19 protein-coding genes are annotated in these 25,569 nt (G+C 64.2%); 7 read left to right on the top strand and 12 right to left on the bottom strand.

Annotated elements, in window-relative coordinates:
- Positions 1-4: 4 nt before the first annotated feature.
- The 10 genes from ACUXVH_RS21320 to ACUXVH_RS21365 all read right to left on the bottom strand — a co-directional run bounded on the left by ACUXVH_RS21320 (position 5) and on the right by ACUXVH_RS21365 (position 17,135).
- On the bottom strand, positions 5-2,953 hold the full coding sequence (locus ACUXVH_RS21320) for an HD domain-containing phosphohydrolase (RefSeq protein ID WP_019092870.1): 2,949 nt from the start codon (positions 2,951-2,953) through the stop codon (positions 5-7).
- 120 nt (positions 2,954-3,073) lie between these two features.
- Entirely contained in the window at positions 3,074-4,816 is a 1,743-nt protein-coding gene (locus ACUXVH_RS21325; protein ID WP_445495830.1) for a response regulator, read from the bottom strand.
- A gap of 43 nt (positions 4,817-4,859) precedes the next feature.
- Positions 4,860-5,486 carry a response regulator transcription factor gene (locus ACUXVH_RS21330; protein ID WP_123431289.1) on the bottom strand — a complete coding sequence of 209 codons (627 nt, stop codon included), beginning with the start codon at positions 5,484-5,486 and terminating at the stop codon, positions 4,860-4,862.
- 202 nt (positions 5,487-5,688) lie between these two features.
- On the bottom strand, positions 5,689-10,647 hold the full coding sequence (locus ACUXVH_RS21335) for a hemagglutinin repeat-containing protein (protein WP_445495832.1): 4,959 nt from the start codon (positions 10,645-10,647) through the stop codon (positions 5,689-5,691).
- A 104-nt stretch (positions 10,648-10,751) separates the two neighbouring features.
- The gene (locus ACUXVH_RS21340; protein WP_011062511.1) at positions 10,752-12,476 is read right to left on the bottom strand and encodes a ShlB/FhaC/HecB family hemolysin secretion/activation protein; all 1,725 of its coding nucleotides are present in this window, start codon (positions 12,474-12,476) and stop codon (positions 10,752-10,754) included.
- A gap of 769 nt (positions 12,477-13,245) precedes the next feature.
- Positions 13,246-14,577 (bottom strand): deoxyguanosinetriphosphate triphosphohydrolase, encoded by a 1,332-nt coding sequence (locus ACUXVH_RS21345; RefSeq protein ID WP_047288195.1) that lies wholly within the window; start codon positions 14,575-14,577, stop codon positions 13,246-13,248.
- Between the two features lie 225 nt (positions 14,578-14,802).
- Positions 14,803-15,966 (bottom strand): EAL domain-containing protein, encoded by a 1,164-nt coding sequence (locus ACUXVH_RS21350; RefSeq protein WP_053153063.1) that lies wholly within the window; start codon positions 15,964-15,966, stop codon positions 14,803-14,805.
- A 125-nt stretch (positions 15,967-16,091) separates the two neighbouring features.
- The gene (locus ACUXVH_RS21355) at positions 16,092-16,433 is read right to left on the bottom strand and encodes a hypothetical protein (RefSeq protein ID WP_011062508.1); all 342 of its coding nucleotides are present in this window, start codon (positions 16,431-16,433) and stop codon (positions 16,092-16,094) included.
- Positions 16,430-16,819 carry a phage holin family protein gene (locus tag ACUXVH_RS21360; protein ID WP_011062507.1) on the bottom strand — a complete coding sequence of 130 codons (390 nt, stop codon included), beginning with the start codon at positions 16,817-16,819 and terminating at the stop codon, positions 16,430-16,432. Before ACUXVH_RS21360 ends, ACUXVH_RS21355 begins: the two co-directional genes overlap by 4 nt.
- 1 nt (position 16,820) lies before the next feature.
- Positions 16,821-17,135: a DUF883 family protein gene (locus ACUXVH_RS21365; RefSeq protein ID WP_011062506.1), complete on the bottom strand. Its 315-nt coding sequence runs from the start codon at positions 17,133-17,135 to the stop codon at positions 16,821-16,823.
- Positions 17,136-17,470: 335 nt separating this feature from the next.
- Here ACUXVH_RS21365 and ACUXVH_RS21370 point away from each other — a divergent pair, with 335 nt between their 5' ends.
- On the top strand, positions 17,471-18,679 hold the full coding sequence (locus ACUXVH_RS21370; RefSeq protein WP_445495836.1) for an ammonium transporter: 1,209 nt from the start codon (positions 17,471-17,473) through the stop codon (positions 18,677-18,679).
- Between the two features lie 62 nt (positions 18,680-18,741).
- Here ACUXVH_RS21370 and ACUXVH_RS21375 read toward each other — a convergent pair whose 3' ends face one another.
- Positions 18,742-20,697 (bottom strand): monovalent cation:proton antiporter-2 (CPA2) family protein, encoded by a 1,956-nt coding sequence (locus tag ACUXVH_RS21375; protein ID WP_445495838.1) that lies wholly within the window; start codon positions 20,695-20,697, stop codon positions 18,742-18,744.
- A gap of 220 nt (positions 20,698-20,917) precedes the next feature.
- Between ACUXVH_RS21375 and ACUXVH_RS21380 the strand changes: the two genes are divergently transcribed.
- The 6 genes from ACUXVH_RS21380 (at position 20,918) to ACUXVH_RS21405 (ending at position 25,212) form a co-directional block, all read left to right on the top strand.
- Positions 20,918-22,012 (top strand): acyltransferase family protein, encoded by a 1,095-nt coding sequence (locus ACUXVH_RS21380; protein ID WP_041119367.1) that lies wholly within the window; start codon positions 20,918-20,920, stop codon positions 22,010-22,012.
- Positions 22,013-22,048: 36 nt separating this feature from the next.
- Positions 22,049-23,020 (top strand): acyltransferase family protein, encoded by a 972-nt coding sequence (locus ACUXVH_RS21385; protein ID WP_053153057.1) that lies wholly within the window; start codon positions 22,049-22,051, stop codon positions 23,018-23,020.
- Between the two features lie 69 nt (positions 23,021-23,089).
- Complete coding sequence (locus ACUXVH_RS21390; protein WP_011062501.1) at positions 23,090-23,326, top strand: glutaredoxin family protein; 237 nt, start codon at positions 23,090-23,092, stop codon at positions 23,324-23,326.
- A 108-nt stretch (positions 23,327-23,434) separates the two neighbouring features.
- Positions 23,435-23,881, top strand: a complete 447-nt coding sequence (locus ACUXVH_RS21395) for a S24 family peptidase (protein WP_011062500.1) — start codon at positions 23,435-23,437, stop codon at positions 23,879-23,881.
- 40 nt (positions 23,882-23,921) lie between these two features.
- A complete protein-coding gene (locus tag ACUXVH_RS21400) occupies positions 23,922-24,242 on the top strand; it encodes a hypothetical protein (protein WP_011062499.1) in 321 nt (106 codons plus the stop codon).
- A 79-nt stretch (positions 24,243-24,321) separates the two neighbouring features.
- A complete protein-coding gene (locus ACUXVH_RS21405; protein ID WP_065365486.1) occupies positions 24,322-25,212 on the top strand; it encodes a pseudouridine synthase in 891 nt (296 codons plus the stop codon).
- A 73-nt stretch (positions 25,213-25,285) separates the two neighbouring features.
- On the opposite strand, the gene ACUXVH_RS21410 is transcribed toward ACUXVH_RS21405, so the two are convergent.
- Positions 25,286-25,507: a YgdI/YgdR family lipoprotein gene (locus ACUXVH_RS21410; RefSeq protein WP_015636515.1), complete on the bottom strand. Its 222-nt coding sequence runs from the start codon at positions 25,505-25,507 to the stop codon at positions 25,286-25,288.
- Positions 25,508-25,569 lie beyond the last annotated feature (62 nt).

Here is a 25,569-nt window from a genome sequence, read left to right on the forward strand (position 1 = left end):
GCCCTCAGGTGCTCAAGCCCGCCTTCTTGAGCAGTGAATCCTGGTCCACCGGGTCGACCTGTTGCGGCGTCAGGAAACGCTCCGCGTAGCGCTGGTAGATCCGCTGCTGGATGAACAGCTCGAACAGCTCGGGATCGATATGGGCATCGCGGCACATCATGGCCATGATGTTCAGCGCCTCGCTCAGGGTCTTGCCCCTTTTGTAGGGGCGGTCTGCCGCCGTCAGGGCCTCGAAGATGTCGGCGATGGCCATCATCCGCGCGGGCAGGCTCATCTGTTCGCGCTTGAGCTGCTTGGGGTAGCCGGTGCCGTCCATCTTCTCGTGGTGGCCGCCGGCGATCTCCGCCACGTTCTGCAAGTGGCTGGGGAAGGGCAGGTGCTCGAGCATGATGATGGTCTGCACGATATGGTGGTTGATCACATAGCGTTCTTCGGCCGTCAGCGTGCCCCGGGCAATGCTCAGGTTGTACAGCTCACCACGGTTGTACTTGTGGCTGGGCACCTGCAGTTTGAAGCCCCAGGGGTTGTCCGCCGCCATGACTTCCGTGGCGCTGCGCTCCAGCAGGTGTTCGGGCTTGTCCGCCAGTAGCGGTTCCAGCACCGGCAGGCTCGGCGCCGGGGTGCGTTCCTGGCGCTGGTTCTCCTCCCAGGAAACCCCCAGGCGATCGTCCAGGGTTCGGCTCCAGGTGCGTTGGGCGATGCGCTGCAGGCGCTGCTGATCGGCCTCGGCCATGAATTCGGTGCCCATGTTGCAGCGGGCGACAAAGGCGAAGTCATCGTCCAGGGCCAGCAGCCGGGCCTCGCGCTCGGCGGCAAGAGGCTGTTCGTCGCCGCCCAGGGCCAGGGCGCGCCAGTAGTCGATCCAGGCGTCGCGCTTGAGCACCTCGAAGCGGGTGCGGATTTCGTGGATGCGGTTGTTCAGGGTTTCCAGCTTGGTGGCTTTGTCCACCACGTATTCCGGGGTGGTGACCTTGCCGCAGTCGTGCAGCCAGGCGGCGATGTGCAAGGCTTCCCACTCGTCCTCGCCGGGCTGGTAGGCAGCGAATCGCGGGTCCTGGCTGGCGGCGGCCGCCTCGGCTAGCATCAGGGTCAAGGCCGGTACCCGCTGGCAGTGGCCGCCGGTGTAGGGGCTCTTGGCGTCGATGGCCCCGGCCAGCAACTGGATAAAGGCATCCAGCAACTGTTTCTGCTTGTTCTGCAGGCGCTGGCTCTCGATGCACAGGGCGGCGGTGGCGGACACGGCCTGGATAAAGGCGATGCGGTCCGGGCTGAGTTTGTCCAGGTCGGCCTCGGCGCCGCTGTCCACCAGGAACAGCAGGAGCATGCCTATGGTTTCGTTGTGCCGGTTGCGCAGGCGGATGCCCACCAGGTGCGCACTGGGGCTGTCGAGGGCCAGCAACACGCTCTGCAGGTCCGCGGCCTGATCGAATCCCAGGGTGGTGACCACGCTGTCGTTGTGGGTCAGTTGGCTCAGCCACTCGGGAGTCCGGCTGTCCGCCAGTTCCCGGGAGCCGATGGGGAACTGCGTCATGTCCTGGGGCTGGCCATCGATGATCAGCCCATGGGGCTCCAGGCGCGTGCCCTTGCTTTCACAGAGGTAGATCAGGCCGGCCTGGGCCTGGGCGATCTTTACGGTCTCGAACAGCACCCGTTGCAGCAGCGGGTCGAAACGGGTTTCGGCGGACAGGCTGGCGTTGATCTCGAAAAAGCTCGCCAGGGTGTCTTTCATCCGCGCCATCGAGATGCTCAGTTGATCAACCTCCAGCACCGGTGAACGCCGGGAAACCGGATAGTCGAAATCGAAACTGCGGATCGCGTCGGCCTCCTGCACCAGGGCGTGTAGCGGCCGTACCAGGACCCGGGAGATCAGCCAACCAAGGGGTAGGCACAGCAGCAGGGTGGTGAGGGTGATCAGCGCGCCTTGCCAGCGCAGGCGATAGGCGTCGGCCAGAAGTTCGTCCTCGGGCACCAGCAGTGCCAGCTGCAAGCCGCCGGGGCCACCCTCGGCGATATGGCCGCTGGCGACAATCCAGCTGCGCCCCTGGGCCTGCAGATGGCCGCCTTCGGTCTGGCCACGCATCAGGGCAGCGAGCGCCGGGCTCAGGTCGTTCGCCTTGACCAGCCGCGCACTGCGTTGTTCCGGCAGCAGCTTCTGGCTGTCCGGGTAGGCCACGACGTTGCCCTGGTCATCCAGCAGGGCAACCTCGGTGGAGGGTGTGACGCGGTGCTTGGCCAGGGTCGAGGACAGCTGTTCCAGGGTCAGGTCGGCGGCGATCACGGCCATCTTGCCGCTGTGCCGGGCCAGGGTGGTGCCGACGTTCTGGGTGGAAAAGAACACATAGGGGCGGGTAGTGATCTGGTCGGCGTCGCCCCGGGCGCTGGAGAACCAGTCGCGGTTACGTGGGTCGTAGCGCTCGTCGGGGTGCTCCAGGCGGTCGATCAATACCAGCGCGGGGTCATAGAACAGCGATTGGGAATGGACTTGGCCGGTGCGGGAGTCGCGTTCGATGCTCCACACCTCGTAGGCGCTGTTCTGCGGGGCCTGGCGCCTTTCGCGGATCTGCGGATTGCGCAGTGGCCGCACCATGAAAAAATCGCCATTGGCGTAGCCCAGGTACAGCGAAGCCAGGTCCGGGTTGTCCAGCAGGGCCTGGCTGAAAGGCCGCAGCAGGGTCAGCCGGTCTTCCAGGTTCGCCGCCTGGGCCGCCGGCGAGCCCGCCAGCAGGCTGAGCAGATGGCGCATGGGATCGTAGGTGGCCTTGACGTCGCTGCGTACATCCAGCTCGATGCGCTGGAAAAGCTTTTCACTGCTGTCGAGGATCAGCCGCGTGGTCTGCTGGTAGTTGTAGAGGCCCAGCACCACACCCGTCAGGAGCAACAGCAAGGTGAACATTGCACTGATATGGATATGCAGAGGAAAGCGGCGTTGTGCTAAGGCAGGGGTGCTCAGCATTCCAATTCACTCCAAAGGCACACGAGGCATGGCTCAGGACCCAAGCATAGTTAAGGCTGGCATTGCCTGCCTTGGCTTTACCGGGGGCCGAGGGTGTCGAGGAAACCGTCGCTACGGGTTTCATGGGTGTGGCTGACGGCGAGGCAATACTGGCCTTTTGCTATTTTCCTGGCAAGAGGCAGGCCGGGTTGCTTCGCGGGGCAGCACAGGTTGCGATTGAGCCTGGCCTTCGAGGTGTCGGTGCAGGGATTGGGCAAGGCGTATCAGGGCCAGGTCCAGGGCGCGCACAGCGGTGCTGATGACGGTAGCCCCGGCCCGTTCCAGGCAAGCCCGCTCCAGGTCTTCACAGCAGTTCTGCAAGGGGGTGGCCCGGACCATCAGCGCCGAGCCCCTGATCTTGTGGGCCAGCTCCAGCAGGGCGGTGAAATCGTCGGGCGGGATCCTCCCCAGCAGGTGGCGATCCTCACGGCAACACTGCGACAGTTTTTCCAGCATGCTCCGGACAAGCTGCGGCTTGCCATGGGTCAGGGTGAACAAGGCCTCGATGCTGAAACTGTCAGGCCTTGGCCGGGGGTGCAGCGTCGCCAGGCGTGAGCCCAGCAACTCCAGCCCCAAGGGCTTGCACAGGCAATCGTGCATGCCGGCATCCAGGCCACGCTGATGCGTCTGCGGGTCGTTGCTGGCGCTGCAGCCGATCAGGTTGACCGCCGGTCCGGAGCCTTCGCTGCGGCGTATGGCCTCGGCCAGTTGGTAGCCATTCATCAAGGGCATGTTGCAGTCGACGATCAGCAGGTCGAAGTCGCCCTCGCGCCATAGCTGATAGGCCTGCAACCCGTTCCCGGCGCAGGTGACCCGGTGCCCGAGGTGCTCCAGTTGCCCTTGCAGCAAGGTCAGGCTGGCAGGGTGATCGTCTGCCAGCAGTACATCCAGCGGCAGTTGGGCAGCAGCCGGCGTGGCGGCGACGGGCCTGGGGGCGACGGCCGTGCGGCCGGGCAAGGTCAGCCTGACCTGCACTTCGCATCCGGGGCCCGTGCGGCCGTGCAGGCTCAGGCTGCCCCCCATCTGCAGGCACAGCTGATGGCTGATGGGTAGGCCGAGGCCACTGCTGTCCCGTGGCGACTGGCTGGTCGGTTCCACCTGGGCGAAGGGCTGCAACAGGCGCTGGCGCTCCTGTGGGGGAATGCCGATGCCGGTATCCAGCACCCGCAGCAGCAGGTCGAAGTGCCCGGGGCGCGCCGCCGGCAGCAATTGCAGCTTGACCTGCACCTTGCCCTGTCGGGTGAACTTGAGGGCATTGCTCAACAGATTGGTCAGGATCTGCTTGAAACGCAGGCCATCTACCAGTACCTGGGGTTCGGGGGGCGGGGCCTGGAATTCCAGGCTCAGGTCCAGGTTCTTCTGCCGGGCCAGGGCCTGGAACACCCCCAGCACTGCCTCGGCGCTGTGGCTCAGGCAGGTCCAGGCCGGGTTCAGTTGCAGTTGCCCGGACTCGATCCGGCTGATGTCCAGCAGGTCGCCGAGCAGCTCCCGCAGGTCACTGGCGGCACCCAGGGCCAGCTCCAGGGAACCACGGTTGGCTGAGCCGTCCTCGGTGCGTTGCAGCACCAGCTCCAGAAGGCCGATGAAGGCGTTCAGTGGTGTGCGGATCTCATGGCCAAGGTGGCCGAGGAACTGGCCTTTCAGGCGGTTGGCCCGCTCGGCCTGCTGCAGGCTGGTGCCCAGGGTTGCCACCGTCTGTTGCAGCGCCTGGACCTGTTGCCGGTGTTGGCGCAGTTGCCGGTACAGGCAGGCCAGGCCCAGCCCGGCAGCAATCGACAGCAACAGCAGGGCAGCGACGCCCATCGGCAGCAGGGCCGGGGTCATGGCCAGGGTACCCGGCGCATCGGGGAAGAGGCTGGCTGGCGGTTCATATCAATGCGTTACGCTTGGCCATGTCCACCAGTTCACTCATCGAGGTGGTCGCCAGTTTCTGCATGATGCGTTTCTTGTAGGTGCTGACGGTCTTGTTGCTGAGAAACATGCCGGCGGCAATTTCCTTGTTGGTCTGGCCCATGGCGAAAAGCTGCAGGACCATCAATTCCCGGTCATTGAGTGAGTTGAACTGCGCCAACTCCAGTGGCGAGCCAAAAGTGATGCGGTCAACCTGCAGGGCCTGGCTGGGGAAGTAGTTGTAGCCGCTGCAGATCGCCTTGATGGCGCTGAGCAGCTCGCTCATGTCCTCTTGTTTGCAGACGTAGCCGCAAGCCCCGGCGCGCATGCAGCGGTTGGCGAACAGGGCAGCGGACTGGGCGGTCAGGACCAGGATCCGCGAGGGCTTCGGCATGTTGCCGAGGCGCTCCAGCAGCTCCAGCCCGTCCAGCTTGGGAATGCAGATATCGAGGATGACCAGGTCCGGTTCGCAATCACGGACCATTTGCAGTGCATCGACGCCGTTATCGGTTTCACCAACGATCGAATACCCCTCGTGCTCCAGCAGGATGCGAATGGCCATGCGCACCACGGGATGATCATCAATGATTAGTACCGAGCCCATACAGGCCTCCAGCCGACCAATGGAAAGCCCGAACGTTAGCCCAGCTGGTGGAGGGGAAAAGTGGCGAAAGTGCGGTTAGACGCAATCTAGGAAGCGCCTTACACAGAATAAGGGGAGGGATTACAGGCGGGTGGCATCTAATGGAAGTTCAACAGGGTGGGGCACCCAGGCCGCCCTCCCAGGAAGGAGGGCGGCCATGGCCTCATGGCGTTTTCTGATCGATACCGGCTTGCAGCAGCTGGCTGTTGCTGTGGCCGCCGACACGCAGCGGGCCGAGGTTGAACACCTGGTCCTTGCTGGTGGCCTCGTCCTGTTTGCGGGTCAGCTCGCTACCGGCGCCCAGGGCCAGGTTGACCGGTGACTTGGACAGGTTGAGCCCGGCGTCGACGCGGTAGTCCGAGCCGGCCAGGGCGTTGCTGGTGACCTTGGAGCCCCCCAGGTCGACCCGACCCTCGCTGGCACCGATGCGTGCACCGGTGAGCGTGGTTTCGCCGCTGACCCGCAGGTTCACCCCTTGCTGGCCACGGATGCCCGAGGCCTGCTCCACACTGTCCTTGCCAGCATGGCTGAAGCCCAGGTTCAAGGTCGGGGTGTAGGAGGTGTTGCCGCTCTTGTCGCCGAACAGTACGCCTTCAGCGGTGTTGGCCACCTTGCTGCCGGTGGTGTTCTTCTCGCTGACCGAGTAGCTGTCGCTGGTTTTCGGCCAGAAGCGTTCCTTGAGGCTGGAGAAGCCATTGCCCACGGCGTCGGCCTTGTCGGCCAGGTAGCTCTTGGCCTTGTCCACACCGTTGCCAAAGGCGCCACGGGGCTCGGGGTTGACGTCGTAGCTGCCGCTGCGGCTGAGCTTCTCGCCCAGGCGCTCCTTGGCGTTGCTGGCCTGGGCGACCACGCTGTCCTTGGCCGAGCCGAGTTTGTCGACGCCCTTGTCCACGGCGTTCTCCAGTTTTTCGCGGTGCTTGTCGAAGCCTTTCTCGGCCTTGGCCTTCAGGTCGTCCTTGAGTGGGCCGGCCGGCTTGGCCAGCTTGTCCACCAGCCCGGGCTGGTTCTTCGCCACCTCCAGCTTGGCGTCGATATTGACCTGGGTGCTGCGCAGGCGGTCCTGGCGGCTTTCGATGTCGAGGCGGCCACCGATGGCCCCGTCGACCCGTTGCGCGTCGATGTTGGCCCCGGCCAGATGCAGGTTGCCGGCGCTGTTGAGGATCACCTGGTCGGCCTTGATCAGGCTGTTGTGCTGGGTGGTGCTCTGGCGTTGGTCGACGTCGATCTTGGCCCGGGCGTTGATCCCGCGGTCGATTTTCGGCGAGTCGTGCTCGCTGGCATCGGCCAGGGTGGTCTTGCCCATGCTGCCACCGGCGCCCAGGGTCAGGCCCCAGTTGTCATGGGCCTGGGTAGAGTGCGCCGACTCCTGGAAGATGCCGCCCTGGGCCGCATCCAGGACGACCTTGCCGGCATCGATCCGGGTGCCCTGCAAGTGAATCGCGTCGCCGCCGGTGGCGGCGCTGCCCAGCAGGACCTGGCCCTGGCTGTAGAGTTGCGCGCCGCGCTGGCTCTGGTCGTTTTCAGAGACCCGGCCAATGTTGAAGTTGGCGCTGAGGTTGACGCTCTTGCCTCTGCTTTGCTCGCTGCTGGTTTTACTGGCACCGGCGGTGAGCCCGCCACCCAGGTTGCTGCCCTGGCTGGTGTGGGTGTCCACGGCGGCTTGCAGGTCCAGCTTGCCGCCAGCGTCCAGGCGGATATCGCCGGTAGGCCGTGCCGCGTTGCCGATCTGCGTGCCTTGCAGCGTCAGGTTGGCGCCGCTGTCGAGCTGCACCGGGCCCTGGCCCTGGATGCTGGCAACCCGCGCCTGGTTGTCCTGCTGCTCCAGGCTCTTGTGGTCCAACTGGACACCGGCACCCAGGTTGAGGTTGCTGCCGTTGCTGCCCGGGGTGGTGCCCAGGGTCAGCGAGGCGTCGCCACGCAGGCTGGAGTTGCTGCTGCTCTGGCGGTCATTGGCCTGGTTCAGCGCCAGTTCACCGCCGCTCTTGAGCGTCACGCCACCCTGGCCGCCGTTGAACTGGCTGCCTTCGAAGCGCCCGTCGCCGGCCAGCTGGATGTCCACGCCCTGGCTGGCGTTGTAGCTGCCGACCTGGGCCTGGTCCTTGCTGCTGGTGACGGTACTGCTGCCACCGGCGCCGCTGCCGCGAATGTTCAGGTCCTCGCCGGTATTGGTGTAGACCCGCACGCCGGCCTTGGCATCCAGGGCCTGTTCGCTGCTGCTGGTGCTGTTGCTGGCGGCGCTGGCCAGCAGGCTGTCGGCGCTGATTTTCACCGCGCCATCAGTGGCACGGTACTGGGTGCCCTGGTCCTGCAGTTGGCCTTTGACCTTGACCTCGACCTGGCCACCGCTCAACTGGCTGACCACCGCGGTGCCGCTGCTGCTGTCCAGCTGGCGGTTCTGGTGGCTGACGTCCACGTCCAGCCCGACGTTGGGCTGTTCCAGGGCATCGAGTACTCCCGGTTGATGGAACTTGCGTTGGGCCACGCCCTGGATGGCCTTCTCGATCGGCCGTGTGACGCCCTTGTATTCGACGTTGGCGCCGACATCCACTGCCCAGTTGTTGTCCTGGTGGTGGCTGGTTTCGCTGTTGCGGGCGGCCTTGTTCACCACCTCGCCGGCGTTGACCTGCAAGGTACCGCCAGCCTTGACCTGGGCCCCTTCGGTGGTCAGGCGGTTGCCGGCGTTGATGGTCAGGTTGCCGCTGGCGCCGATGTTGCTGGTTTGCGCGGTGCTCTTGCTGCTGCTGTCCTGGCTGCTGTTGTGCGCCACTTCCACGCCGTTGCCGGCCCGGTCCAGGCCGCCGGTGTAATAGAAGCCGCCGCCGGTGGTGGTGCTGTCGCTGTGCTTCTCGGTTGTGTTGTCCGCGGCCAGCAACTGCACATGCTTGCCGCTCAGGCTGGCATCGCCGGCCGTGGCCGCAAGGTCGCTGCCTTGCACCTTGAGATCTTCGCCGGCAGTGACCGCCAGGGTGCCGCCGGTGAGGCTGGAGGCCTGTTGCCGGGTGCTGTCGCTGCTGTCGTTGCGCTGCTGATCCTGGTAGCGCACCCCGGCCCGGTATTGGCCGGTGCCCGGTGCATTTTCCTTGGCGTAGGCGTCGAAGCCGCGCTTCTGGGTGCTGCTGCTGTCGTGCTGGGTGTCTTCGGCGGCCGCGACCTTGATCGTGCCCTTGGCGCTGGCGTCCAGTGCCCCTGCTGCGGCGACCTGGGAGCCGCTGACGGTCAGGTCCTCGGCGCTCTGCAACTTGAGGTTGCTGTCCGAGCGCAACTGGCTGCCGACCGTGGTGCTGCCCTTGTTCTGCTGGCGGCTCTCGTCCTTGGCAATGCCGAAGAACTTGCTGTCCTTGCTGTGGTTGTTGCTGTGGGACGTGTCCCGCACGCCGTCGATGGTCAGCGCGCCCTTGTCACTGATGACGCTGGCCTCGGTGCCGCCGCGGGCCTGGCTGCCGCTGATGCGTACGCTGTCGGCGCGCACGATCAGCTTGCCGTCGGCGTTGACCTTGCTGCCCTGGTTCTGGGTCTTGCCCTGGTCGCCGTCGGCGTTCTTGCCGAAGAAGCCACCGCCCACCAGGTCGCCGGAGTAGCGCTGGTTGCTCTGGCTCTGCTGGCGGCTGGCGCTGGTGATGTCGACGTCCTTGGCGCTCAGCAGGATGTCGCCCTGGCTGTGCAGCTCGGCGCCCTGCAGTTGCAGTGTCTGCTGGCTGGTCAGTTCCAGCTGCTTGCCGCTCTTGAGCTGGCTGGTGACGGTGCGCTGCTCGCTGCTGGCGTTGTCCCAGTTTTCCTTCCACAGGTGCTTGCGATGCCGGCCCTGGTCACGCTGGGTGTGGGTCTCGGTGGCAGCGGTCAGGCGCAGGTCGCCGCCGCTTTGGGCGCTCAGGCGATTGCCGGCCTCGACGCTGCTGCCCTGGATCTGGGTGCTGGCGCCGGAATTCAGCTCGGCATCCTGCCGGGCGACGACCTTGTTACCGTGCTGGCGGCTGTCGCTGTCGGTGTGGGTACTGTCGTAGGTTTCCCAGGTGATGCCGATGGTGCTGTTTTCCCATTGCTGGCGTTTTTCCTGGAGCTTGCGGCTTTCGATGCTGCTCAGGGTCAGGTTGCGCCCGGCGTCGAGCTTGACGTTGCGGCCACTGACATCGGTGGCGGCCAGGGTCAGGTCCTTGGCTCCGTGCAGCTCGATGTCGCCCTGGCTGCTGACCCCGGCACGGATCGCGTCGAGGCTGTTGTCCACGGCCTGGCCACGGATGTCCAGGTCACCGGCGGAACTCAGCTTGACCCCGTCGCGGCCGTCCACCTGGACGGCGCCGACACGCACCCCGGCACCTTCGGCGGTGCTGACGATATTGATCCGCCCGGCCTGCATGGCACCGAACAGGCTGGCGTCGATGCGCTGCTCCTGGGTGCGGCTTGCCGGGTCGACGTTACGCACCTGGCCGCTGGGGTAGTCCAGCTGGTTGCGACCGACAGTGACATTCAACTGGTCCCGGGCCTTGAGGGCACCCTGGCTGTCGATGCGCGGGGCGATCAGATTGATCGAACCCTCGGCGTTGCGCAGGCCACCGCCCTGGATAGCCAACTGGCCGTGGGCATCCTGGGTGTTGAGCCCTTGCAGCTTGCCGTCCTGGAGTTCCGGGCGGCCCACCACCAGGCTGGCATTGGGGGTGTTGATGAAGCTGCCGCCATTGACCGAGATGCCATTGGGGTTGGCCAGCACGAAATCGGCGGCGCGGCCGAAGATCTCCTGGGCACCATTGAGTTGCGAGGCATTGCGGCTGATCACCTCGTTGAGGATCACGCTGGCCGCCTGGCCGTGGAACTGCTGGTTGGCCGCCAGTTGCCCGGCCAGTTGCGACTGCCCGGCCTGCAAGGCGTTGTTCAGTACCACGCCCTGTTGCCCGACGTTGTAGTCCAGGAACTGGTTGTGGGACAGGCCGCCGGCATTGGGCGCGACGATGTTGACGATGGGTACGCCACCCTGGTTTTGCAGTTGGGGGATGCCGCCGGGCCCCTCGGCCACGGTGATCCCGCCGGCCAGGGCCAGGGGCAGATGGGAGACCAGCAGCAGGCCGGCGATGGTCCAGCGCAATGTGCCCTGGGGCGAAAGGTGGAACCTGTGAGTGTTGTCAGGCATGAGAACCTCGTTCTGAGTGGGGTGAGCCGGGCGTTGCTTTCTAAGGGGGCAACGGCGCGTGATGCTCAGGTTCGTCGGTTGATTCAGGCTAATCGGCGGTCGGGTCAAATCTGCAGGCTGAACCTGGCCAGCCAGACTTCCGGCTCCGTTCGGAAACCTTCTGGGGTGTTGAGGCTGCGTTGGTAGTCCAGGTCGACCTGGAGTTTTTTCCAGCTCAGGTTGAGCCCCAAGCTGGCACCGCTCAGCTGCCGGCTCCGGGCGCCGTGCTCGGCCTTGATCCAGCCGTTGTCCAGGCCCAGGCGCGGGGTGATCTTGACCGGCAGGTCGTTGTCGAGCGGCAGGCGCAGGGTGTTGCGCCATACCGCGCCAATGGCGCCGGAAGCACTGTTGATGCGATAGCCGCGCACCGCCGAATCGTCGGTGCCCAGCAGTTGTTCGATGGCCGGCAGCGGGTCCGGGCTGTACTGCGCCGAGAGCTGGCTCTGCCACTGCCAGCGCTGGGTGCCCAACTGGCCGTTGCGCCACTGGCTGAGGCCGGCGCGGTACTTGCGGAACTGCGCCTGGGGCAGGTTGCGCTGTACCTGCTGCGAGTCGCGGTCGGCGCCGAACCAGGTCAGGCCCTGGGCGTAATTGACATCCAGGTTCCACACTGCGCTGTCGAGCCAGAACAGGTTGAGCCCGGCTTCGGCCACGGTCAGGGTCGGGCTCTGGATCTGCAGGTGGGCCTTCTGCAGGTAGCTGTCCACGTCCTTGTAGGCCAGTTGCAGGTTGGCGCTGAGCTGGTGGCTCTGGTCGCGCCACAGCACCCGGTCGGCGCGGCCGCTGACCATGTCGGTACGCCCGCTGTTGTACAAGGTGGTGCGGGGCAGCTTGAGCGGCGCGCGGTATTCGGCATGGCTGGCGAACAGGCTGTAGGTCCAGTAGCCGTAGGGCACCGAGTAGAACAGGCTGCTGCTGCGGCTGTAGCGCGGGCCGTGGTTGAGGGTGTCGCTGTAGTTCAGGTTCAGCGCATCGTTGATCTGCAACGGGCTGTCGAGGTTGAGGTTGATCGACTGCCGGTCACGCCCGGTGCCGGCGCTGCCCAGGTTGTCCACCCCCAGGCCCAGGCCCCAGCGTGCGGCGCTGCTGCGCGAGCGCAGGATGATCCGCGAGGCCCCGGGCTGGCTGCCGGGGGCGATGTCGGCGGTCAGGTCCAGGGAGCGCAGGCGGTTCAGTTGATCCAGGCCCTGCTCCAGGTCCCGCAGGTACAGGGGCTTGCCGAGCATGCCCGGGAAAGCGCCGCGCAGGGACACCGGCAGGCTCTGGTCGGCCAGTTCGATGGCTTCGACGTAGCCTTCCTCTACCAGGATATCCAGGCTGTGCCCGGCCGCCGGAGTGCTGGCCAGGTAAGGGCGGCTGGCGATGTAGCCGGCCTCTACATAGAGGCGAGTGATGGCCGCCAGCAGCTGGTTGATCTGGTTGGCCCCCATGCACGGCGCGACATACGGCTTGATGTAGTCATTGAGCCGGGCCTTGTCGAACAGGCTGACGCCGCCGATGCGGGTGCCGCTCAGGGGCCAGCAGCGCTCGTCGCTGGCAGTCTGCGCAGGTTGGCTGGGGGCCGCCGGGGTGCTGCTGAAACTGCCGCGCTGCATCTGCCGCTGGCGCTGTTCCAGTTGCAGTTGTTGCAGGTCCCGTTGCTGTTGTTGCTGCAGGCGCAGGGCTTCCTGGCCCGGTTGCAGGTTATCGGCCAGGGCCGGCGTCAGGTACGTCAGGCCCAGCAGCAGTCCCAGGCACCAAGTGCTGGTGTGGGGGAGAAGGGAGCGGTCAGTGCGTAATGAATAGGGCACTTGGCATCCTTACTGTAATAAGACGAAGTGACAGGCACTCGGAAAGCCGGGTATGAGGCTCAACTAGTGGCGTCGCTTTTAGTTCTGCCCTGTGAACGCTAAATACCTTCGATATCTATATCTGAGGTTCAGTGCTCAAGTGCTCGGAAGTGACAGTTCCTGAGTAAGTGCCGGATGGGTTAGTGCAAATTCAGGTATGACAAAAGGGTTGAGTGAGTTGCAGTGGAAACGTTACAGCGCAGTGCAAAATTAATTTTTCCGGGGGTGGTCAGCGGGGGGGAATAGCCTGTGAAATCGAGACTATCCGAAACCCAAAAGGCTATTTGTACGTAAATTGTAAATACATAGAAGGCTAATGAAATTTGCTTGTCAGCCCTGATTGGCAAGGGGTGTGGCGCTCGGGTGAATTATTCAAAGGTAGGATGTTTGGTTGAATGGCTAACTGGATGTTTAATTCTGTAATCGTCAGTTCGTATATCAACTTGCGAGCGCCAAGTGTTTTCGGCTACTTGCTCTTTCTGTTTGAGTAGTTGCTCTATTGTTGTTCTTGTCTAATCGGGCTGTTGTTGCTAGGGGATCTCCTTAGATGTCTTGGTGGTAAGAATTCTGCACTGCACCCATAGTTTCTGGTGGTGTCGCCGGTGAAATTATCGACGTATAGAAAACTATATAGCGATACTCTGGCTAGGGGATCCCCTTAGTTGCAGATTGGATGTCGCAGGTCATATCAAGTGCCTGGCACAGTGGCCGGGCACTTGATGAATGACGGTTATTGCGGGCTGGAGCGCCCGGTCATTTCCCGGGCCATCTCACTGGCATAGCTGTCGGTCATGCCGGCGATAAAATCGATCATGCGCAGGAACGAGGTATGCAACGGCCAGTTCGGGTCCGGCGCGTTATTGCCCAGCAGATCGAGGATCCGCCGGTTCTTGAACGAGGGGGTCTTGCCGCCGTGCTGTTCCAGCGCCGCGCCGCAGAAGGAGTTCAGCAGGATCTCCAGGGTGGTGTAGGCGCCGATCTCGTGCAGGGTCTTGCGCTTGTCCTGGAAGATCTTGCGTCGCGCCACATCCTTGGCATTGAGTACGCAACGCTTGGCCGGACCATGCATGTGCTCCACCAGGTCGCCGTGCAGGGTGCCGGCCAGCAGGGCGTCCTGCTGTTCGACAAAGGCCCGGGCGGCGGCGTTGGTCAGGTGCTCGATGGCCTTGCCCCGCAGGATCGCCAGGCGTCGCCGGCGCGAATCGCTGGGGCCCAGCTGGCGATAGGTTTCCGGCAGGTCGTCGCCCACCAGGCCGAGTAGCAGCGCCTCGACTTCGGCGTACTCCAGCAGGTCCATCTCCAGGCCGTCCTCAAGGTCGATCAGGGCATAGCAGATGTCGTCCGCCGCTTCCATCAGGTACACCAGCGGGTGCCGGGCCCAGCGCTGGTCTTCCAGCTGGGGCAGGCCCAGCTTGTGGGCGATCTGTTCCAGCAGCGCCAGCTCGCTCTGGTAGCAGCCGAACTTGTGCTTCTTGTAGCCCAGGGAGTCGGCATGGCGCGCGGTCCAGGGGTACTTGAGGTAGGTGCCGAGGGTGGCGTAGGTGAGCCGGGTGCCGCCATCGAACTGGTGGTATTCGAGCTGGGTGAGCACCCGGAAGCCCTGGGCGTTGCCTTCGAAGTTGAGGAAGTCCTGGCGTTCGGCCTCGCTCATCGCATCCAGCCAGCCCCGCCCGGCGGCTTGCTGGAACCAGTGGCGGATGGCGTCTTCCCCGGAGTGGCCGAAGGGCGGGTTGCCGATGTCGTGGGCCAGGCAGGCCGATTGCACCACCATCCCCAGGTCGCTGGGCTCACACCAATCGGGCAGGGCGCTGCGCAGGGTCTCGCCGACGCGCATGCCCAGGGAACGACCTACACAGCTGACTTCCAGGGAGTGGGTCAGGCGGGTGTGGATATGGTCGTTGCTGGACACCGGGTGCACCTGGGTCTTGCGCCCCAGGCGGCGGAAGGCACCGGAGAAGATGATGCGGTCGTGGTCTTTGTGGAAAGGGCTACGGCCGAGTTCTTCCGGGCTGTGCACTGGCTTTCCGAGGCGTTCGCGGTTGAGCAGGGTCTGCCAATCCAAGGCGGGTCTCTCCGAAAAAAACTGAAGGGCAGAGCTTCCGGTTTCTCGGGCGTGGCCGCAAGAGGCGCATGGTCTGCGCTTGTGTCGACGCTTTCGCTGGCAAGCCAGCTCCTGCACGGAAATGACCTGGCCTGCGGCCCACCTGTAGGAGCCGGCTTACCGGCGAAAGGGCCCGCAGTTCGTGCATCCATCGTGTCGCTGCGTTCGCCGGCAAACGGGACGGGGTTACAGGCCGGCCGCGTCGATGTCGATCAGTAGCAGGCGCTGGCCGTTGTCGAAAAACTGCCCGGCGGTCAGGCAATACTGGTTGCTGGTGGCGTCGCGGTAGGTGTTGGACAGGGTCAGGCGTCGCTCCTCCCAGCCTTCGGCCAGCAGGTGATAGAAGTACGGGCGCCAGGACCAGTTGTGGCCAACGTAGCTGCTGTCGGCCTGCCAGCTGTTGTGGCGCCATTCCAGGTTCGGGGTCAGTTGGGTGCCATGGCGGTCGCACTGATAGAAACGCAGTAGCCAGGGAAAGGCCTCGACCCGGGGCAGTTGGCTGATGGGCGCCTGGGCCTGGGCCCAGGCCTGCAGCAGGTTCATCAGTTCGGCCAGTTGCAGGCGCATGCGCATCAGCCGGTTGCGTTCGGCCAGCTTGTGCCGCACGTAGCGCTCGCGCAGGCGGGCGAAGGGCTGGACGAAGGCATCGCTGGGGTAAAACTGTTGCTCGGCCTGGGCAAACAGGAAGCCCTGTACATAGCGCGAGCCGCACTCCAGGGCGAAATCCAGTTCGGCTTCGGTTTCCACACCTTCGGCGATGATCCAGCAGCCGGTCTTCTCCGCCATCTGCGCCAGGGCCTTGACCACGTCGCTGCTGGGGCCACCCCGGGCCGCGGCCTGGAACAGGCGCATGTCGAGCTTGAGGATGTCCGGTTGCAGGGCCAGCACCCGGTCCAGTTGCGAGTAGCCGGCGCCGAAGTCGTCGATGGCGATCCGTGCCCCGGCCTGGCGGTAGCGCGCCACCACTTCGCTGAGGCGTTGGCTGTTGCCCCCCAGTTCAGTGATCTCGAACACGATGCGCCGCGGGTCTACGCGGTTCTGCTGCAATTGCTTGAGGCTGGGCAAGGGCTGCCCGGGGCGCAGGCGGCTGATCCATCGGGGGGAAATGTTCAGGCTCAGGAACCAGTCCGCGGGTGCCTCGTGCAGGCGCCGCAGGGCGTCGTCGCGGATCAGCCGGTCAAGGCGGCGCAGGGCGCTGGAGGGGGTTCGAGGATCGGCGAACAGCGGCCCCACGGACGCCAGTTGGCCATTGTCCTGGCGCAGGCGGCCCAGGGCTTCGACCCCGGCGATACGCCCGGTGGCGGTGTCGATGAAGGGCTGGAAGCAGGCGAGCGGTTGCCCGTCGATCACAGGGCCTCCTTACAAGAGTCTGGGTGGAGTAGGGCCGTGGCTGACGGGTAGGCGGCCACGAACCGGCCCCTGGGTAAAGGGGCCGATCCGGGTTGCTTAGCAAGAATGCAGCCAGATAGCGCCGCTCAGGATTTGCGCGAGGAGCCTTGCATCACCAGCTTGATCAGCGGCACCAGCGTGGTGCCCAGGCGAACCAGGCGTGTGAGGCCGCCGGCGCCGCCGCTCTTGGCACCCTTGCCGGTGATGAAGCCCAGGAGCGTCACCACTGCCACGCCCCAGAGCGGGGCGTGCTTGATGCCCAAGCCTTCCTGCCAGCTCTGCCCCAGGCCGCGGACCCGTTGCAGGGGTTGCAGCAGTTGCTGGGACTCGTGACGGATTTCCTGGCGGTGCATTTCCATGCGCAGGCGGATCAGTACCTTGCGCATTTCCCGGCGTGAAGTGTTCTGCGGGACTTCAGGCAGTTTCATGGCAGGAGGCGCTCCCGATCATTGGCCAACTCTTCGAGGGTGGCGTGGAAAGGTGAGGATTCATCGAAGATCGCTGCCTTGAGGCGCAATCCGCAGAAGATCGCCGCCAGGGTGTAGAACACGCACAGGCCGATGATTCCAGCCAGGCGATAGCTGTCCCACAACAGGATCAGCACCAGTGCCGACAGCCCCACCAGCAACAGCAGGGCGAACACCAGGGCCAGCCCGGCGAACAGCAGCAGGCTCACGGTGCGTGCTTTCTGCTCCTGCAACTCGATGCCGAACAGCTCGACATGGCTGTGCAGCAGCCCCAGGACTGCCGCCCCCAGGCGCCGCGAAGACGCGCTCGGGCCGCTGCCGGACGAAGTGGATTCGCCGATAGCCATATCAGCGCCGCGTCGCCAGGAGGCCGATCAGGAAGCCCACGCCGGCGGCGATGCCCACCGATTGCCAAGGGTTGCTCTGCACATAGTCCTCGGCGGCGGTGACCGCTGCCTGGCCCCGCTGGCGCAGGGAGTCTTCGGTCAGTTGCAGGGTCTCCCGGGCCTTGAGCAGGCTGTCGTGGATCTGCTCGCGCAACTCGTCGGCCTGGTCGCCGGCCAGGGTCGCGGTGTGTTCCAGCAGACGCTCCGTGTCACTGACCAGTGCCTGAAAATCCGCCATCAGTACTTCTTGAGCCGTCTTTGCCGTTTTGCTGGCCATGGTTCCATCTCCGTTAGTTGCTTGTGTGAGCTATGAGTGTGAGCCCTGGGCGAAGGTTCACTGCAATTGTCTGGTACAGCTTTTGCTTTGTCCTGGTGCGCCAGGCCCCGGGCCTGCGCCGAAAACGAGCGAGGGTCGCGCTGTAGCCCGCGTAAACCCTGGCCAAGAAAACCATAACCTCAGGTCAGTCCTCACCCCGTGGTTTGTCGTGCCGCCCCCGGCGCGCCAAAACGGTTCACCGAATGCGTGCAATGGCGCGCCCGGGAGCCAACTTGGTGCAAGGAGCGGGGCGCCCTGCCAGGGAACGGCTGGCCGATTTCGGATCTGCCTACTCCATGGAAAATCTGCAAAGCGCTGTGGACACCCTGGTCCACGGTTCCAACACCCTGTTCATCCTGATCGGGGCGGTCATGGTCCTGGCCATGCACGCCGGCTTTGCCTTCCTCGAAGTCGGCACCGTCCGGCAGAAGAACCAGGTCAATGCGCTGTCGAAGATCCTCAGTGACTTCGCCGTCTCGACCCTGGCCTATTTCTTTATAGGCTATTGGATCTCCTACGGCGTGAGCTTCCTGCAACCGGCGGCGGTGATCAGTGCCGATCACGGCTACGGCCTGGTGAAGTTCTTCTTCCTGCTGACCTTCGCCGCGGCGATCCCGGCGATTATCTCCGGTGGCATCGCCGAGCGCGCGCGTTTTGTGCCGCAATTGTGCGCCACGGTGCTGATCGTGGCCTTTGTCTACCCGTTTTTCGAAGGGCTGGTGTGGAACGGCAACTTCGGGGTGCAGGCCTGGTTGCAGCAGCGCTTTGGTGCCGGCTTCCATGACTTTGCCGGCTCGGTGGTGGTGCACGCCATGGGAGGCTGGCTGGCCCTGGCCGCGGTGCTGTTGCTGGGGCCGCGCAATGGCCGCTACCGCGACGGCAAGCTGGTGGCGTTCGCGCCGTCGAGCATTCCGTTCCTGGCCCTGGGCTCGTGGATCCTGATTGTCGGCTGGTTCGGCTTCAACGTCATGAGCGCCCAGACCTTGCAGGGCGTCAGCGGGCTGGTGGCGGTGAACTCGCTGATGGCCATGGTGGGCGGTACGGTGGCGGCGCTGATCTTCGGCCGCAACGACCCCGGCTTCCTGCATAACGGCCCGCTGGCCGGGCTGGTGGCGATCTGCGCCGGCTCGGACCTGATGCACCCGGTGGGCGCCTTGATCACCGGCGCCATTGCCGGAGCGCTGTTCGTCTGGTGCTTCATCGCCGCGCAGAGTCAATGGAAGATCGACGACGTGCTCGGGGTCTGGCCGTTGCATGGCCTGTGCGGTGTATGGGGCGGCATTGCCTGCGGGATCTTTGGCCAGAGTGCCCTGGGCGGCCTGGGTGGGGTCAGCCTGGTCAGCCAGTTGATCGGCACCGGCCTCGGGGTGGCGGTGGCGCTGCTGGGCGGCCTGGCCGTGTATGGGGTGATCAAGGCGGTCTGCGGGCTGCGCCTGACCCAGGAACAGGAGTACTACGGCGCCGACCTGTCGCTGCACAAGATCGGCGCGGTGAGCCAGGACTGAGACGACGCCCCTGCTATTGATGACCCTGGGCGCTCGCCGCCCGGGGTTTGGTCTGGGTGGCTTCAACCGGCTTGCAGGCGTGCTTCGCAAGCCTCGATGGCCGCCTGCGGGCCGGACACCAGCACCCGGTCGCCGGCTTGCAGGCGCGGGCTGGGGTTCAGCGGCAGGTCGTTGCCATTGCGTTGCACCCCGCGTATATCCACGCCCAGTGCCTCCAGGCCCAACTCCTGCAATGGCCGGTTGCAGGCGTGGGCATCGGCGTCGAGGTTGACCGCGTGCATCTGCACCGTCGGCGGTTCGCGGTTGTCCTGGGCGCTGTTCTGGGTGCCGTGATAGAAGCCGTGCAACAGTTGGTAGCGGCTGTGGCGCACTTCATCCACGGTGCGCTGCACTCGCTGCTCCGGCAGGCCGAGCATGATCAGGGCATGGGAGGCGAGCATCAGGCTCGACTCCAGCAGTTCGGGCACCACTTCGTTGGCGCCGGCGGCCTTGAGTTCCGCCAACTGGCTGTCATCGCGGGTGCGCACCAGGATCGGCACCGTGCGGTCCAGGCGGCGCGCCGCCTTGAGCACCGTCAGCGCGATATCGCTCTTGTCCACTGCGATCACCAGCAGCCGCGCCCGTTCCAGGCCGACTGCGGCCAGGAGGTCGCCGCGCCGGCAGTCGCCGTAGTGCACGCAGCTTTCTCCCGCAGACGCTTCCTGGACCCGCACCGGATCATCGTCCAGGGCGATGTAGCGCAGTTGCTCGTGGCGCAGGAAGCGGCCAATGGACTGGCCGACGCGGCCATACCCGCAAATCAGTACATGGCCTTGCAGCTCGGCGTTCTGCGCGCTGATTTCCTCCAGTTGCGCGGCCTGGTTGGGCTTGCGGTGCAGGCGGGCGGTGATGACCGGCGCCGCTCGCAGCAACAGCGGGGTTACCAGCATCGAGCAGAAGGTGGCGGCCAGCAGCAGGCTGCTGATGTCGGGCGGGATCATCTGGCTGAGCTGCATCTGCGCCATCAGGGCGAAGCAGAATTCACCGCCCTGGGCCAGGGCCAGGCCGCTGCGCCAGGCGGTTTCGCCATCGCTGCCGCGCAGCTTGAGCAGGGTCGCCACCACCGAACCCTTGATCAGCAGCAGGGCCAGGGTCAGGCCGGTGATCAGCAGGGCATGGTCGATGAACAGTTGCAGGTCGATGAGCATGCCGATGCTGACGAAGAACAGCCCCAGCAGAATGTCGCGGAACGGGCGGATGTCGGCCTCGATCTGATGCCGGTAATGGCTTTCCCCCAGCAGCATGCCGGCGAGGAAGGCCCCCAGGGCCGGTGACAGGCCCAGCAGGTGGGTGAGCCAGGCGGTGAGCAGGACGATCACCAGGGCCAGCAGCACAAAGAGTTCGGCGGAGTGCGAAGCGGCCACTTCATGGAACAGCCGCGGCAACAGCCAGCGGCTGGCCAGCAGCAGGCCGACGAACAGCACCACGGTCTTGCCCAGGGTCGCCGGCAGGGCCCAGTACCAGGCGTGCTCGCTGCTGCCGGCGAAGACCGGCACCAGGGTCAGCAACAGCACCGCCACCACGTCCTGGAACAGCAGCACGCCAATGGCGTTCTGCCCGTGGCTGCTGAAGATCTCGCCAAGGCTGGTCAGTTCCTTGCTGACGATAGCGGTGGAGGACAGGGCCAGCCCGGTACCGAGCATCAGCGCTGCGGTCAGGGGCATGCCGAACAGGGCCAGGAGGACCCCGAGGATCAAGCCGGTGCACAGCACTTGCAGGCTGCCCAGGCCAAACACCACGTGGCGCAGGGCAAGCATCTTCGACAAGGAGAACTCCAGGCCCAGGGAGAACAGCAGGAATACCACCCCCAGTTCCGCCAGGTCGGGCAGGTCTTCACTGTCGTTGACCCAGTCCAGCGCAGTGGGGCCGACCATCAGGCCCACCGACAGATAGCCCAGCACCGGGGGCAGGCTCAGGCGCCGGAACAACGCAATCACCACCAGCGAGGAGGCAAGAATGATCAGCAGATTGGCAAACAACGGGCATCTCCGGACAGGGGGCGGGCAAGGCAAAGCCTAGAGGCAAAAAAAGGCGCGAGGATTACCCGGGCCGCAGAGAGTGACGCTGATTCAGGTCATTGTTTGTCGAGAATGTCTCATATTCATGAGCCTTCGCTATGCTCAGAAATTGTCGATAAAGGCGGTGCCCGGGTGACGGGGTTATCCACAGGACCCTGCCAGTGAGGTGCCGGAGAGGTGTATGGAGCGTCTGTATTCACTGCAAGGGTTGCGGGGCGCCGCGGTGTTGGGCGTGGTGCTGTTCCACATGATGTCGGTGGAAATCAAGTATTCGGGCGGTGACATCCTGCTGCCGGTCATGCTGAATTTCTTCCAGCTCGGGGTCGACCTGTTCTTTGTCATCAGCGGCTTCGTGATGGTCATCGTCAGTCGTGGGCGCTTTCAGAAAACCGTCGAGACCCAGCGCTTCCTGTTCAACCGCCTGTCCCGGATTTACCCCACCTACTGGCTGTATTTCTTCATCACCCTGGGGGTGTATCTGTGGCAGCCGGCGCTGGTGAACAGCTCCCACGGCGGCTCCAACCTGTGGATGTCCTTCCTGCTGCTGCCCAATGACCGGGTGCTGCTGGTGATGGTGGCCTGGTCGCTGCTGTTCGAGCTGTGGTTCTACCTGATGTTCACCCTGTTCCTGTTCTTCAAGGAAAAGCGCCTGCCGCTGATCCTGCTGCTGTGGGCGGTGGCGCTGGTGGTGTTCAACCTGCTGCAGAACTGGCAGGACTATTCCCCGGCGCTTAAGATCATCCTCCATCCCTACGCCCTGGAGTTCATTGCCGGCAGTGCCCTGGCGCTGTTCTTCTACGGACCCCATAGCGCCAGGGTGCCGACGGCGCTGGTCTGGGTCGCGCTGGCGGCGGCTCTGCTGGTGGGGTTTCCGCTGATCTACGCCTACCAGCTGTTCTTCACCGAGGGCTTGCCGAGGATGCTCGCGGTGGGCCTGACCTTCGGTACCCTGACCCTGTCCCTGGCCTTGCTGGAGCGGCGGCAACTGATCCGTATGCCAGGGTTTCTTACAGCCACCGGTGATATGTCTTACACCATCTATCTATCCCACTTACTGGTGCTGGGGGTCGTCGGCCGGGCCTGGCAGGTGATCGGCGCCTGGCCCGAGAGCTATGTGGATAACCTGGCCTTCATCGTGCTGATGATGACGGCGGTGGTCTGCTATGGCTGGGTTGGCTATCACTTTTATGAAAAGCCGATCCTCGATCGTGCCACGGCCTACTGCAAGCGCCGGTTCAGTACCGCCCCCCGGCGCAAACACTACGATCCGGTGTAGTCGTCCGGTCCTTCCTGCTTACTCGGGTAGCCATCGATGCCGAAAGTGCTCAACGCAAACCTCGACGCGCTGAAAGTCCTGCTGGCGGTGATGGTGGTGGCGCTGCACTGCAAGCTGCTGGGGGGCAATTACACCTGGGTCGGCTACTTGCTGTGCAACGGCCTGTTCCGGGTGGCGGTGCCGACGTTCTTCATCATCAACGGCTACTACCTCTTCCAGACCCTGGAGAGCGGCCATTCCTTCGCCCAGTGGTTCAAGCGCGGCCTTCTGCTCTACCTGTTCTGGATGCTGGTCTACAGCCCGCAGTACATCGACCCGAGCACGATCGCCAGCCTGGGCGGGGTGCTGGGGGTCGTGAAGAAGCTGCTGATCGGCTATTTCCACCTCTGGTACCTGGTGGGCATGCTCGGCGGCGCAGCGATGCTGCTGGTGCTGCGTCGCTGGCGTTCAAGTGCGCTGATCGGCCTGGCCCTGACGGCGTTCCTCATCGGTCTGGGCCTGCAGTACGCGCGGGTCTACTACGAACTGCCCAACGGCTTTCTCCAGCACTTCAATCAGAACGACTACACCGCGCGCAATTTCCTGTTCATGGGCTTCCCGTTCATGGCCATCGGCTTTCTTTGTGCCCGGCATCGCTTGGCAGAGCGGCTCAGCCGGCGCGGGGTGTGCTGCTGGCTGGTGCTGGGGTTGGGGCTGATCCTGGCCGAGGCGGCGCTGAACTTCGCCCTGCGCGCCGATGTAGAGCAGAATTTCGACTTCCTCGCCTCGTTGCTGGTTATTGCCCCGGCCCTGTTCCTGTTGCCCCAGGTGTACTTCCGGGCCTCCCGGAGCAACTTCGCGGCCAAGCTGTCTTCGGCGGTGTATTACGTGCATCCCTGGTTCATCTTCGGCGCCTTGTCCCTGGGCATGGCCTATGGCAACGGCATGGCCGGGCTGGTCCTGCTGCTGGCCTTTGGCGTTGCGCCGCTGTTGATCATGGCCAGTCGCCGGGTCCGTTTCATTCTCTGAGGGCGCTTGGTCGACGGCTTTTTCTCTCGGGCCTAGAATAGGCACCTGTTCTTTTTTGGTTGCCCAGTCATGCCCCCTGAATGCCAATTGTTCGGCACCCTTGGATGCCACCTGTGCGAACTGGCCGAGGCCGAGCTGATGCCCCTGGTGGAACACGGCCTGATGGTCGAACTGGTGGATATCGCCGACAGCCAGCAACTGTTCGACAGCTACGGCCTGCGCATCCCGGTACTGCGCCGGGTGGATACCGGCGCCGAGCTGGGCTGGCCCTTCGACGCCGAGCAAGTGGTGGCCTTCCTGCGCTGATGCACCAGGGGGGGCAGGGTTTCCGCCCGTCGCTCATCGTGCGAATTCATTGGCGAGAGCTCTCGATTGGTTTACTGTATGCATATACAGCTATCGAGGAGTCTCGCCATGTCTCTCACTTTCCTGACCGGTACCGAACGCTCGCAACCGATGCCAGCCCGCTTTGCGCCGCTGGGTGACAGCGAGCCTGCCGCGTTGGCCGATGGCCCCAGCGGCAGCGGTTTTTCCCTCGACCGGACCCTGGGCCTGGGCGCGCCGCAGATCCATGGCCTGCTGGTGGACGATGACAACCTGCTGGGGTTCGGCATCTACCCCGGTGACCGGTTGATCGTCGACCGCTCGGCCACTCCGGCGGTCGACCAGTACCTGGTGGTTCGGGCCCAGGGCGCCAGCGAATACTCGCTGCGCCTGCTGGCGCCCGATCCTCGTGGCGGCTTGCTGCTCAAGGCGGCGCGCCCTTCAATCCCCTCCATCGTTCTGGATGACCTGGGCTCGATCGAGATCTGGGGCGTGGTGTTGTGGGTGGTCAGTTATGTGGGGCGCAAGCAGCCCTGATGAGTGTGGTGGACGCTTCAAACCGTTAAAGGAATAGATGATGGTCAATGTCGAACAACTGAAAAACAGCGTGAACAGCATGCCCACCGATGTGGTGCGTGAAGCGGTGCTTGAGCTGCGCCTGGACGGGTTGGTCACCGAAGGCAAGACGCCTTTCAACAAGCTGCACTTCAACACCTGCTTTGCCGAGATCGAAGCCTTGTTCCAGCGTGCGGGCTACCACCGGCAACTGGACGTGGTGGGTTACCAGGGGCTGTTGTACGCCCTCTACGATCCGGGCCGCTGGGAGGCGGTGGATGTATTGCGCTGGCTCAAGGAGTTCACCGAGGCCGCGGCCCAGGCCAAGCAGTCCTGCGCCTGAAACCTCGGAAACTGTTCCTAGGTTCCTTGTGGCGGCTGTTGGATAATGCCGCCCTGCATTGATCCTTCGAGCTTTTTGTATGTCATCCGCACCTTTTTCCGCTGCACAGCATCAGGCCAGTACCCTGTACCTGCCCCCGGGCTCCTGGGCGACGGTGCTGGATTGTCTGTGTGATCACTTCAAGGCCATCAGCCGCGAACAGTGGCTGGACCGTATCGCCCGTGGCCGGGTGCTGGACGGGCAGGGCCAGCCCATCAGTCTGGAGCTGGCCTATCGCGAAGGCTTGAGGATTCACTACTTTCGCGAGGTGCCGGATGAAAAGGTGATTCCGGTCGAGGAAACCATCCTCTACGCCGATGAGCATCTGGTGGTGGCGGACAAGCCGCACTTTCTGCCGGTGACCCCGGCAGGAGAGTACGTCGAGCAGACGTTGCTGCGGCGCTTGATCCGGCGCCTGGGCAACCCGCACTTAGTGCCCCTGCATCGTATCGACCGGCATACGGCTGGGCTGGTGCTGTTCTCCGCGAACCCAGACAGTCGCTCGGCCTATCAGGCGCTGTTTCCCACCCGCAAGATAGAAAAACGCTACGAGGCGATTGCCGCTGCCTTGCCGCAGTTGAACTTTCCGCTGCTGCACAAGAGCCGGCTGGTGGACGGTGAGCCCTTCTTCCGCATGCAAGAAACGCAGGGGCCAAGCAATACTGAAACAGCCATCGAGGTCAGGGAGAAACACGGCGAGCTGTGGCGTTACGCCCTGTACCCGGTCACGGGCAAGAAGCACCAACTGCGGGTGCATATGAATGCCCTAGGAGCGGCGATCTGCAACGATCCCTTTTATCCTGAGGTGCTCAAGGACATCGAGGACGACTATGCCCGGCCGCTGAAGCTGCTGGCCCAGGGGCTGCGTTTCATCGACCCGTTGACCGGGCAGGAACGCGAGTTCGAGAGCCGCATCAGCCTGCAGTGGTGAATACCCCAGGCGCAGAAACAATAAAACCCGCACCAGGCGGGTTTTATTGTTTTCAGGTCGACAACCGTCAGGCTTACAGCTCTTTGACGGTACGGACCTGATCCTTGTTGATGCGAGTCTGCTTGCCGTCCAGCTGTTCAAACTCGTAGAAACCGGAATCCTTGTCGTATTTAGGGGTATCGACGGCCTGGATTTCGCGACCGTCATTCAAGGTGATCACTGTCGGCGAGGCGCAACCGGCGAGAGTGGCCAGGCCCAGTGCGAGCATGAGAGTGGCGAGGGTCCGTTGAGTCATTGTGTGTCTCCGAAATGAGTACTTTTGAGTGCTGGTCTTCAGACGTATACAACGTCTGCAAG

Source organism: Pseudomonas sp. 8(2025), assembly GCF_052665325.1.

Bases quoted from the DNA above. Each gene is read 5' to 3' on its own strand.
- ACUXVH_RS21370 (WP_445495836.1), top strand. From the start codon at position 17,471: ATGGAAAATCTGCAAAGCGCTGTGGACACCCTGGTCCACGGTTCCAAC.
- ACUXVH_RS21335 (WP_445495832.1), bottom strand. From the start codon at position 10,647: ATGCCTGACAACACTCACAGGTTCCACCTTTCGCCCCAGGGCACATTG.
- ACUXVH_RS21320 (WP_019092870.1), bottom strand. From the start codon at position 2,953: ATGCTGAGCACCCCTGCCTTAGCACAACGCCGCTTTCCTCTGCATATC.
- ACUXVH_RS21365 (WP_011062506.1), bottom strand. From the start codon at position 17,135: ATGGCCAGCAAAACGGCAAAGACGGCTCAAGAAGTACTGATGGCGGAT.
- ACUXVH_RS21390 (WP_011062501.1), top strand. From the start codon at position 23,090: ATGCCCCCTGAATGCCAATTGTTCGGCACCCTTGGATGCCACCTGTGC.
- ACUXVH_RS21355 (WP_011062508.1), bottom strand. From the start codon at position 16,433: ATGAAACTGCCTGAAGTCCCGCAGAACACTTCACGCCGGGAAATGCGC.
- ACUXVH_RS21395 (WP_011062500.1), top strand. From the start codon at position 23,435: ATGTCTCTCACTTTCCTGACCGGTACCGAACGCTCGCAACCGATGCCA.
- ACUXVH_RS21360 (WP_011062507.1), bottom strand. From the start codon at position 16,819: ATGGCTATCGGCGAATCCACTTCGTCCGGCAGCGGCCCGAGCGCGTCT.
- ACUXVH_RS21405 (WP_065365486.1), top strand. From the start codon at position 24,322: ATGTCATCCGCACCTTTTTCCGCTGCACAGCATCAGGCCAGTACCCTG.
- ACUXVH_RS21330 (WP_123431289.1), bottom strand. From the start codon at position 5,486: ATGGGCTCGGTACTAATCATTGATGATCATCCCGTGGTGCGCATGGCC.
- ACUXVH_RS21410 (WP_015636515.1), bottom strand. From the start codon at position 25,507: ATGACTCAACGGACCCTCGCCACTCTCATGCTCGCACTGGGCCTGGCC.
- ACUXVH_RS21400 (WP_011062499.1), top strand. From the start codon at position 23,922: ATGGTCAATGTCGAACAACTGAAAAACAGCGTGAACAGCATGCCCACC.
- ACUXVH_RS21385 (WP_053153057.1), top strand. From the start codon at position 22,049: ATGCCGAAAGTGCTCAACGCAAACCTCGACGCGCTGAAAGTCCTGCTG.
- ACUXVH_RS21325 (WP_445495830.1), bottom strand. From the start codon at position 4,816: ATGACCCCGGCCCTGCTGCCGATGGGCGTCGCTGCCCTGCTGTTGCTG.
- ACUXVH_RS21380 (WP_041119367.1), top strand. From the start codon at position 20,918: ATGGAGCGTCTGTATTCACTGCAAGGGTTGCGGGGCGCCGCGGTGTTG.